This window comes from Candidatus Infernicultor aquiphilus, assembly GCF_002784285.1.
GTDB classification, from domain to species: domain Bacteria; phylum Atribacterota; class Phoenicimicrobiia; order Phoenicimicrobiales; family Phoenicimicrobiaceae; genus Infernicultor; species Infernicultor aquiphilus.
The window spans coordinates 1-9,639 of the sequence record NZ_PFKO01000016.1; the positions used below are offsets into that span (position 1 = coordinate 1).

Annotated in this window: 12 protein-coding genes; all 12 read left to right on the forward strand. The window is 33.4% G+C overall.

Going from position 1 to position 9,639, the window contains the following annotated elements:
* The coding region (locus COZ07_RS00435; protein WP_406606649.1) for a DUF2207 domain-containing protein at positions 1 to 1,411 on the forward strand (1,411 nt) is incomplete at its 5' end.
* 38 nt (positions 1,412 to 1,449) lie between these two features.
* Complete coding sequence (locus COZ07_RS00440) at positions 1,450 to 1,992, forward strand: LemA family protein (protein ID WP_406606650.1); 543 nt, start codon at positions 1,450 to 1,452, stop codon at positions 1,990 to 1,992.
* 77 nt (positions 1,993 to 2,069) lie between these two features.
* Complete coding sequence (locus COZ07_RS00445) at positions 2,070 to 2,657, forward strand: HD domain-containing protein (RefSeq protein ID WP_406606651.1); 588 nt, start codon at positions 2,070 to 2,072, stop codon at positions 2,655 to 2,657.
* Positions 2,658 to 2,659: 2 nt separating this feature from the next.
* Entirely contained in the window at positions 2,660 to 3,154 is a 495-nt protein-coding gene (locus tag COZ07_RS00450) for a GNAT family N-acetyltransferase (protein ID WP_406606652.1), read from the forward strand.
* 407 nt (positions 3,155 to 3,561) lie between these two features.
* The gene (locus COZ07_RS00455; RefSeq protein WP_406606653.1) at positions 3,562 to 4,740 is read left to right on the forward strand and encodes a tetratricopeptide repeat protein; all 1,179 of its coding nucleotides are present in this window, start codon (positions 3,562 to 3,564) and stop codon (positions 4,738 to 4,740) included.
* Between the two features lie 27 nt (positions 4,741 to 4,767).
* The gene (locus tag COZ07_RS00460; RefSeq protein ID WP_406606654.1) at positions 4,768 to 5,724 is read left to right on the forward strand and encodes a hypothetical protein; all 957 of its coding nucleotides are present in this window, start codon (positions 4,768 to 4,770) and stop codon (positions 5,722 to 5,724) included.
* 623 nt (positions 5,725 to 6,347) lie between these two features.
* Complete coding sequence (locus COZ07_RS00465; protein WP_406606655.1) at positions 6,348 to 6,626, forward strand: type II restriction enzyme; 279 nt, start codon at positions 6,348 to 6,350, stop codon at positions 6,624 to 6,626.
* Positions 6,583 to 7,428: a site-specific DNA-methyltransferase gene (locus COZ07_RS00470; protein WP_406606656.1), complete on the forward strand. Its 846-nt coding sequence runs from the start codon at positions 6,583 to 6,585 to the stop codon at positions 7,426 to 7,428. The genes COZ07_RS00465 and COZ07_RS00470 overlap by 44 nt, the downstream gene beginning before the upstream one ends.
* A gap of 573 nt (positions 7,429 to 8,001) precedes the next feature.
* On the forward strand, positions 8,002 to 8,196 hold the full coding sequence (locus COZ07_RS00475) for a DUF2281 domain-containing protein (RefSeq protein ID WP_406606657.1): 195 nt from the start codon (positions 8,002 to 8,004) through the stop codon (positions 8,194 to 8,196).
* A 97-nt stretch (positions 8,197 to 8,293) separates the two neighbouring features.
* Positions 8,294 to 8,506, forward strand: a complete 213-nt coding sequence (locus COZ07_RS00480; protein ID WP_406606658.1) for a hypothetical protein — start codon at positions 8,294 to 8,296, stop codon at positions 8,504 to 8,506.
* Between the two features lie 88 nt (positions 8,507 to 8,594).
* Positions 8,595 to 8,906, forward strand: coding sequence for a nucleotidyltransferase domain-containing protein (locus COZ07_RS00485; protein ID WP_406606659.1), 312 nt, complete (start codon positions 8,595 to 8,597; stop codon positions 8,904 to 8,906).
* Complete coding sequence (locus COZ07_RS00490) at positions 8,896 to 9,291, forward strand: HEPN domain-containing protein (protein WP_406606660.1); 396 nt, start codon at positions 8,896 to 8,898, stop codon at positions 9,289 to 9,291. Before COZ07_RS00485 ends, COZ07_RS00490 begins: the two co-directional genes overlap by 11 nt.
* Positions 9,292 to 9,639 lie beyond the last annotated feature (348 nt).

Genomic DNA, 9,639 nt, shown 5'->3' on the forward strand with positions numbered 1-9,639 from the left:
ATATAATGACACCGCCGAGTTTTACTGGAAATTTTTCGATGAGTCCAATACTTCACCTATTGGACACGTTAAGGTAGAAGTGGTACTTCCAGGGGAAGTGTCTAAAGAAGAATTAAAAGTATTTGGACATGGTCCTCTCGATGGAAAAGTATCTATCCAGGAGAACAGTAAAATAGTGTATGAAGTTTATAGATTGTCTTCGGGAGAAATGGTAGAAGCGAGAATTTTATTTCCTACCAGTTTAGTACATAAGGGTCATAAAATAATTAATGAAAATAAGTTTGCGGAAATAATGAAAGAGGAATTAGGATGGGCTAAAAAAGCAGATCGAGAGAAGAATTTTAATATTCTGGGTATTTTATTAATACCACTTATCATATTATTGAATATATTCTTAGCTATACGACTTTATTTTAAATATGATAAAGAACTTAAACCAGAAGTTGAAATAGATTATTATCGTGAATTACCTCAAGATATTACCCCCGCTGTCTTAAGTAAATTGATGAGTATTCAAGGAGTTGGTACTAAAGACATTATGGCCACCTTGATGGATTTAGTGCGTAAAAAATATTTAAAAATTGAAGAGATTCAAGATAGAAAAAAGAAAGATTATAAATTTATATTAATCGAGAGTGATACCAAGAATTTAAAAGAACATGAATCATATTTGATCCAATGGCTTCTTTATTCTATTGGTGATGGAAGGAGTGTAACTCTAAAAGAAATAAAGGATTATGCTAAGTCATCTCGAACTCAGAGGAGTTTTGTTCATAATTATAATAACTGGGCGAAAAAGGTTGGTCAGGAATTTAAAAAATATAATTATTTTGGTGAATCAAAAGAAGGATTAAAAACTGCAGTCAAAGTAATTTTTATGGAATTAGGAGCAATATTTTTATTACTTGTCCTGGGAATCCTATTTAGAGTACAATGGTTTATTTTTATTCCATTACTATTTGCTGCCGGATTTACTGGTTTTGGGGTAATAGTTTATAGTGCTTTAATCAGAAAAAAGACTCAAGCAGGAGTTAACGAATATACTAAATGGAGTGCCTTTAAAAGATTTTTATTACATTTTAGTAATATGAAGGATTACGAAATTCCTTCTATAGTAGTTTGGGAACATTATTTAGTTTATGCCATCTCCTTGGGAGTAGCCGAAAAAGTTATCTCAAAATTAAAAATTATTTTAAGTAATCAAGATATGTCTTTAAGTAATTCTACCTATCTATTTTTTATGACTGATAGAAGTGGAAGATTAAATAGTAGTTTATTTAATTCTTTTGATAAAGTATTCAGTTCTGCTTTTGCCAATACCAGTACTAAGTCTTCAACCGGTTCCGGTGGTGGCTTCTCCTCCGGAGGTGGAGGAGGCGGTGGTGGTGGTGGTGGAGCAGGTGCTTTTTAAATAATTTATCAAAATGAAAAAGAGAAAGGAGTGGTTTTATGAGTTTTATAATGATTTTTCTTATTCTAATTGTATTATGGGGAGTTTTAACTTACAATAAACTAGTAACCTTAAGAGGTAGAATAGATAATTCCTGGGCTCAAATTGATGTTCAGTTAAAAAGAAGATTTGATCTAATTCCCAATTTAGTAAGCTCTGTAAAAGGATACGCCAAGCATGAGAAAGAAACCTTAGAAGAAGTAACCGCCTCCAGGACTAAGTATTTATCGGCAAAAACACCAGAGGAAAAATTGGGAGCAAATTCAGAATTAAGCGGTGCTCTAAGTAGGCTTTTTGCGGTGGCAGAAAGTTATCCTGATTTAAAAGCTAATACAAATTTTTTGGATTTACAGACCCAGCTTAAGGATACTGAGGATAAGATAAGCTATTCAAGACAATTCTATAATGACACTGCTATGAAATTTAATATAGCTATAGTTAAAGTACCTACTTCAATAATTGCTGGTTTGTTTGGATTTAAAGATAGACCTTATTTCAAAACAGAAGGAGAAGAAAGAGAAAACGTGGAAGTAAAATTTTAAAAAAAACAGGGGAAGGTTCTTTGTTCTTTTACAGTCCCCTGTTTCAGAAAAAATAAAAGTAGATAGGAGGAAATAAGATGAGTTCAAAGGTTCCAACTCGAGAAGAAGCTTATCAATTACTTACTGAATATAATAAAAGTGATAGTTTGATAAAACATGCCTTAGCTGTGGAAGGAGTTATGCGTTATATGGCCAGAAAACGGGGAAAAGATGAAGAAAAATGGGGTGTAATCGGTCTGGTTCATGACCTTGATTACGAACAATTTCCCGAAGAACATTGCCATAAAAGTGAGGAAATATTAAAAGAAAAAGGCTGGCCTGAGGAATACATCCGAGCCGTTGTTAGTCACGGCTGGGGGCTCTGTTCAGATGTTGAGCCACAAACAGAACTGGAAAAAGTTCTTTATGCCATTGATGAACTTACTGGACTGGTAGTAACTACCGCCTTAGTTCGCCCTTCCAAGAGTGTTATGGATGTCCAAGTTAAATCGGTAAAGAAGAAATGGAAAGATAAAAGATTTGCTGCTGGGGTAAATAGATCTGTTATTGAACAAGGTGCTCAAAGGTTAGGAATGGAAATAGCTGACCTTATTGCAGATACCATTGCCGGTATGCAGGAAGTAGCGGAAGAAATCGGTTTGAAAGGGGTGTACCAGGAGAAATAATTATGAAAAAATCTGAAGAAGTCAATCTGAATATTCGAAAGGCTTCCCATAAAGATGTCTCCTTAATACTCAATTTTATAAAAGATTTAGCAGAGTATGAAAAATTATCGGAGCAAGTAGTTGCTACCGAAGATATATTACAAGAAACCCTCTTTGGAGATAAATCATATGCCCAGGTCCTTATAGCAGAAATTGAGGGGAAACCCGTCGGTTATGCCCTATATTTTTATAATTACTCTACTTTTTTAGGACGTCCTGGGCTTTATATAGAAGATGTATTTGTTGCTGAGGAATATCGAGGACGAGGGGTTGCTACTGCCTTATTTAAAAAGTGTGCCCATATTGCTCAAGAGCATAAATGTAGTAGAATGGAATGGTCTGTTTTGAAATGGAATCCGGCTCGAAAATTTTATGACCATATGGAGGCAAAACCTATGGATGAGTGGGTGGTCTATCGTTTAGCCGGAGAAGCCTTAGACAAAATGGCAGAATTGTAGTCACTAAATAATCTGGTGTCATTCTCATAATCCATGTCATACTTGTAACTTATGTCATTCCCGCCCCCGCTTTCGCGAGGGTAAACTCCAGCGGGAATCTATCTTTTTCTATCATTGCGAGACCTGATTTATCAGGGCGTGGCAATCCCTCTTCCCTCCTCCCTATTCTCTTATATGTCATTCCCGTGAAAACGGGAATCTATCTACTCCCCCTTGCAGGAGGAGAACTAAACTCACACACTTCCTCCCCCTTCGAGGGGGGAGGATTAAGGTGGGGGCGATTACTCTTTTAATCTTTATTTTAAAAATATTTCTCACAAAAAAGGGATTTCTCAGAGTTTTGTCGAATATAAAAAATATAGTAATAAAAATTTACTCTAATCAAAATTTCTTTAGGGAGTTAAAATATGAATTCATTATTAAATTTTATTTCAATAGTAGCACCAATAATTTTTGCAGCTTGCCTATTTAAGCTAAAAAATATAACTATGGAAATGAAGATATGGTTATGGGCTGTCTGTGCCTTAATAATTATCTTTGATGCATATATAATAATAAAAGATAAAAAGGCCAAAGAAAAAAAGTCTAAAAGAGAAGTCCTTTATAATCGTTTATACGAAAGACAGGAATTATTTAATAGAAATCTACCCAGGACTTTGCTCGATACTCTGGAAAGAAATCCCTTATTAGTAGATTCTTTCCAAACCGGTCAAAGGTATGAAAAAGAACATAAATTTAAGGAAGCCATTGAAGCATATAGAGGATGCCTGAATAAGGCCAGCGTCACAGAAGGAGACAAACTTGCCCTCAATATCCTTATGGGTAACTGTTATTACTTTTTATCTGAATGGAAAGAGGCAGAAAAACATTTTAGAGAATCATTAAATATTTTTAAAAGAGCAGAAAATAAAATTGCCAGATTGCCAGCAAAATCAGTTGCTCTTGGCAATATAGGAAACATCTACCATAACCTGGGAAAACCCGATGAAGCATTAGAATATTACCAGCAAGCCTTAGAGATTAATAAAAAGCTCGGATACGAACAAGAAATAGCCCATAATCTTAGTAATATAGGTACGGTATATAATGAATTAGGTAAACATGAGGAAGCCTTAAAATTTCAAGAAGAAGCCTTAGAGATTAACCGGAAGATTGAAGATGAACCGGGTATAGCCAATAGCTTAAATAATATTGGGGTAGTATATAATGATTCAGGCAAAACCAAGGAAGCCTTAAAATTTTATCAAGAAGCCTTAGAGATTAATAAAAAGATAGGATATGAAGAAGGAATAGCCAATGTTATTAACAATATCGGTCTTACTTACAGTAAATTAAGGGAAATCAATCTAGCCCTAAATTATTATCAGGAAGCCCTAAAGATAAATAGAAAGATAGGATATAAAGAAGGTATAGCCACTAATCTGGGAAACATTGGTCTGGTGTATATTACTTTAGGCCAGTCTAAGGAGGCATTAAAGTATTATCAGGAGGCATTAGAAGTATTTGTCCATATTAATGCTCAGCCACGAATAGAAATATTACTAAAGATTATTAAAATTATTGAGGACGAAAAAAAGGAAAAGTAAAGAATAAATTAAAACGGAGATGATAATATGTCATTAGGAATAAATACTACTACTCCAGAGGGAATTGTTTTAGCTGCTGATAGCCGACAATCTTACCGTAACAGTAAGGGAATAGGCCGAATCGGAAGTGATAATGCTTCTAAGCTTTTTCAATTGAATGAAAGGATAGGAGTAATTGTAACCGGGCTGGCTTTTTTACCGGAAGATGGAGTAATGAAAAATGTCAGTAAATTTGTCGAGCAATTTAAAAGAGAGACCGAGGTAGAAAAGTTGAACGTAAGAGATGCTACGGATAGATTACATAGTCTTTTTAATAAAAAATACGATTGGCAGAAGAGGTTAGATGATGCGGTAGAAAAGATTAATAGCGATTTGGTAAGACAGGGTTTTGAAGTTTTGGAAGTTAAACAAGAAAATTATATGATTAAGTTCCAATTTAAAGACTTGCAGGGGAATTTAAAAAATGGAATCGGGGGAATTGATACCATTAACCTTCTGGTAGCAGGATTTAATAAAGATGGTTCTCACGAAGTTTATACTTGTCTTATCCCTGGTGAGGTTCAGAAAAAACGAGATAGTAGAGAAAAAAGTAAAGAATATGGAGCAAGCTGGATCGGTCAAACTGATGTAGTTTCCAGAATTGTTTTAGGATTTGACGGAAGAATTAATAATTTAAAATTTATTAGTGAAGCAGTACAGAAGCTGGGGCAAGGTGAAATAAGAAAACAACTGGGGAGCTTACAATATGCTATTCAGTGGGGGACTATGACCCTGCAGGATGCCATAGACTTTTGTACTTTAATGATCCAGACTACTTCAGCACTGCAGCGGTTTTCCGATGGCATCGTAGCTAATCCGGGAGATATGCCCGGTGTAGGCGGCCCGGTGGATGTGGCAGTTATCACTGCAGACCAGGGCTTCGTCTGGGTCAGCAGAAAAAAATTAAAAATCGAAGGAAAAGAAATCAATTTAGATAAAGGTTAAACCTTTCTCTTTCTTTCTCTTTGTGTAGGGGCTTGATTCATCAAGCCCGTCTATTCCTTTCTGTCATTCCCGCTTCCCCATATGTCATTCCCGCTCCCCCATATGTCATTCCCGCGGAAGCGGGAATCCATCTTTTTCTTTTCTTGTTTTTCATAATGTAGGGGCTTGATTCATCAAGCCCGTCTTTTCTTTTTTTGTCATTGCGAGTCCTGATTTATCAGGGCGTGGCAATCTCTATTTACAATATATACAGACTCAATTTACAAATCCCCAAAAAAATATTATTAAACTATTTTCCCAAAAAAGATGGATTTTTAAAATTAATAGCCCAAATGATATAAATATGATATAATTTTTTATAAAATGAATCTCCCCGCAGCAGAGCTACGGGGTATCTATTACTCTCTAAAGCAAACTAATTGATCGCAGCAGAGCTGCGGGGAATTTAACCCTAAGCGATTAAAAAGATTATAGAATTTATGCTTTTTTATGGGTACATTTAGTTTATAGCTAAAATATTAGTGATTCACATTTTCCATTACTACTATAAAACTATAGAATTTTTTCACTTAATAGAAAATTTAAGAAGTTATTATAAATATAAAATAATGGAGTAATATAAGATGGGAACTAAACAAAAAGTAATTATAGAACTTTTTAAAAAATGTTATATGAAGAAAGATTTTGTCTTTGATAATATGCTAGTAAAACAAATATGTAAGAAATATGGATTTGGTAATCCCTTTGATGCAACAAAACTAGACGATACCTCAAAATTTCCAAAAATTTTGTTAGATGAAGATTATTTTATTTTGCATTTAGGAGAAGGAAAACATAAATTTGTTAAAGGAATAAATAATGGATTTCATTCTTTTGAAGAAATTACCCGAAAAATCTATTGATATGGTTTATGGCGATCCTGATTATAATGTTGGCATAAAATATGGTGATAAGTCTTATACTAAAACTTTTGATGAATATATTGATTGGTATATAGATTTAGCCAGGGAATCTTTAAGAGTTTTAAAAGATGATGGTAACATGTTTTTAATAAATTATCCAAAACAAAATGCTTATCTTCGGGTGAAATATCTAGATCGGGCTTGTTATGAAGTTTCAGATTATGTATGGGCATATAATACGAATGTTGGGCACAGCCCTAAGCGATTTACTACTGCTCATCGAAGTATTTTGCATTGTAGAAAAACAAAATATAATAAGTTTTACAAGGACAATGTGTCGGTTCCTTATAAGAATCCTACAGATAAGAGAATTCTAAGAAATTTAGCAAATGGTTCAAAAGGAAGAATGCCATATGACTGGTTTTATTTTGATTTAGTTAAAAATGTTAGTAGAGAGAAAACATTTCATGCTTGTCAGATTCCTCAAAAATTATCCGAAATGTTAATTAACTCATGTACTCTGCCAAATGATAATGTTTTAGTTCTTTTTGGGGGAAGCGGTTCTGAGGTTGAAATTTGTAAAATACTCAAAAGACAATATATTTCCGCTGAAATTGATGAGAAATATCATAAGTTAATTCTTGATAGGATAAGTACAGGAAGAATAGAAGAAAAATATAGGTTAAGATTAAAAAGGTATGAAATTAAAAATATTCAAGTACAACTTAAAATTCTTGAAAGTCAAAAAGAGTATTTAATAGATAAAGAAAAGACAAAGCCTAGAATAAAAAAAGATAATTGATAATGGAACTTATAAATCAGAGGGGCTTCTTTGGTCTAATTAAGAAGAAATTTGTAGAGTATTCAATGAAGCAATGGATGGTTCTTTTATTCAGTTTAAAAGGGGATTTTAGAATATTTTTGCAATAAATTTAATTCGAGAATATATTATTCTACCTCAGGAAATGAAAGATCCTCTTCAACAATCCTATCACAATATCGCTCTTGGCAGTGAGGCATTTATCTAATCAAGCATTTCAGTTTACTTTCTTTGGCTTAGATTGGCCAGCTTTTTGAGATGGATTACACGGCTGTTTCTCAGACTGCTAAAAGATTCGAGCAAGAAAGTAAAACGAATCATAAAATAGGCGAGATCAAGCAAAAGATGATGACAGTATTTTTTACTCAATGTTGGCAAATACATATGTAAAAGATAAACTAAAAACGAAGGTCGAAGTTTAGAATTTTAAAGCCACAGGGGGAGGCACAAACCTGTGTTATAATTTGAAATAAATCAATTAGACCTGTCTGCGTGCGAATCTGTCTGCGTGCGTACACGCACAGGCAGGAACACGCACAGGCAGAAAGGAGAGTCATGAGTAAAAAGGAATTACTTATAAACGAAATTGAACAAGTTCCTGAACCTCTTCTTGACGAGGTATTGGATTTTATTAAGTTTTTAAAAACAAAGGTTATCAAAGAGCGAATGAATATAGCTATGGCAAGCGAAGCTTCTCTTAAAAAGGATTGGCTGAAGCCAGAGGAAGATGAAGTATGGCAAAATTTATAAAAGGTGATGTCATAGTTATTCCAAAAGACGTCCTGCTTTAGTCATTTCGGCATTAGAAGGAGATGATGTAATTCTCTGTCAGATAACAAGCCGAACCATGACTAGACCATTAAGGAGTACTTTTGATCATGCAGTTTACCATATAACTGCCCGGGGAAATAGAAAAGAGAAAATATTTTATTTGGATAATATAAGCCAGGGGATGCACTATCTGAATGCTTCTTACGCCAACTATTTTGCCGTTAAATATATTTATTATTACCAAATTAATCCAAAAAATGATAAAATAAAAAAAACAATAGACAAATGATTAATATATCTTTTTCTTTATTTTAGGGTAATATAATATGAGATTTTAGTATGTTTTGCTTATTATTAAAAAATGCAAAGGAAACAATATGCCAAACAAAAATTATTTAAAAGAAATCACACAACAAATTGTAAATGAAGTTGCTCCTGATAAAATTATCCTATTCGGTTCACGAGCAAAAAAGAAACAGAGTAAAGAAAGTGATTATGATATTTTCGTGTTGAAAAATGACCTTACTCACAAGAGAAAGCTTGCCCAGAGGATTTACCTAAAGCTGGATGTAGATGTTTCTGTTGATATAATTGTGGAGACTCCTAAAAGATTTAATCAATTAAAAGATAATCCTTTTCTAATATATAATGAAATTGCTAAATATGGGCGGGTGATCTATGAAAAATAGAGAAATTATCTTAAACTGGTTAAAAAGAGCCAGAAGTAATTTAGAAAGAGCAAAGATGGGAAAAGTCACTCAAGGGATACTTTATGAAGATCTTTGTTTTGATGCCCAGCAAGCAGTTGAAAAATTTTTGAAGGCAATATTAGTTAAACTCAACCAGCCTTTCCCTAAAACCCATTCTATTGGAACATTACTTAAACTTATTGAAGAAGCTGGTGTAGAAATACCCAAGAATATTAATCAGGCCAAACTGCTTACTGCTTATGCAGTAGATGCCCGTTATCCTGGTGATTATGAACCGGTAAACAAAGAAGAATATAAGGAAGCTTTAAAAATTGCAGAGGATGTCTTCAAATGGTTAGATAATATTATAAAGTTCGAAGAATAAAGAACAGGGGATAACGGTTATCTGTATCATTTTAAAAGAAGATTTTAGAATATTTTTCAGTCTAGTTAAAACGAATAAAAGTAAAGCTTAAATTTTAACTTAACAAAAAGCCATAAGCCAGACTTAGTTTGGATTGCTATGGAATATTTCCAATGCAATTACATTCTAAGTCTGGTTTTATTTTTTAATATAATTTTGATTCGGAAATATATTATTCAACATCAGGATATGAAAGATCCTCTTCAACAATCCTATCGTAAGTATCGCCCTTAAGAGTGAGTAATTTATCTAATCAAGCATTTCGCTTCATTTTCTTTGGCTTAGATTGGCCAGCTTTTTGAGATGGAT

Coding starts and splice junctions, on each gene's coding strand:
- COZ07_RS00440 (WP_406606650.1), top strand. CDS start 1,450: ATGAGTTTTATAATGATTTTTCTTATTCTAATTGTATTATGGGGAGTT.
- COZ07_RS00445 (WP_406606651.1), top strand. CDS start 2,070: ATGAGTTCAAAGGTTCCAACTCGAGAAGAAGCTTATCAATTACTTACT.
- COZ07_RS00475 (WP_406606657.1), top strand. CDS start 8,002: ATGAGTAAAAAGGAATTACTTATAAACGAAATTGAACAAGTTCCTGAA.
- COZ07_RS00465 (WP_406606655.1), top strand. CDS start 6,348: ATGGGAACTAAACAAAAAGTAATTATAGAACTTTTTAAAAAATGTTAT.
- COZ07_RS00460 (WP_406606654.1), top strand. CDS start 4,768: ATGTCATTAGGAATAAATACTACTACTCCAGAGGGAATTGTTTTAGCT.
- COZ07_RS00480 (WP_406606658.1), top strand. CDS start 8,294: ATGACTAGACCATTAAGGAGTACTTTTGATCATGCAGTTTACCATATA.
- COZ07_RS00450 (WP_406606652.1), top strand. CDS start 2,660: ATGAAAAAATCTGAAGAAGTCAATCTGAATATTCGAAAGGCTTCCCAT.
- COZ07_RS00485 (WP_406606659.1), top strand. CDS start 8,595: ATGCCAAACAAAAATTATTTAAAAGAAATCACACAACAAATTGTAAAT.
- COZ07_RS00470 (WP_406606656.1), top strand. CDS start 6,583: ATGGATTTCATTCTTTTGAAGAAATTACCCGAAAAATCTATTGATATG.
- COZ07_RS00490 (WP_406606660.1), top strand. CDS start 8,896: ATGAAAAATAGAGAAATTATCTTAAACTGGTTAAAAAGAGCCAGAAGT.
- COZ07_RS00455 (WP_406606653.1), top strand. CDS start 3,562: ATGAATTCATTATTAAATTTTATTTCAATAGTAGCACCAATAATTTTT.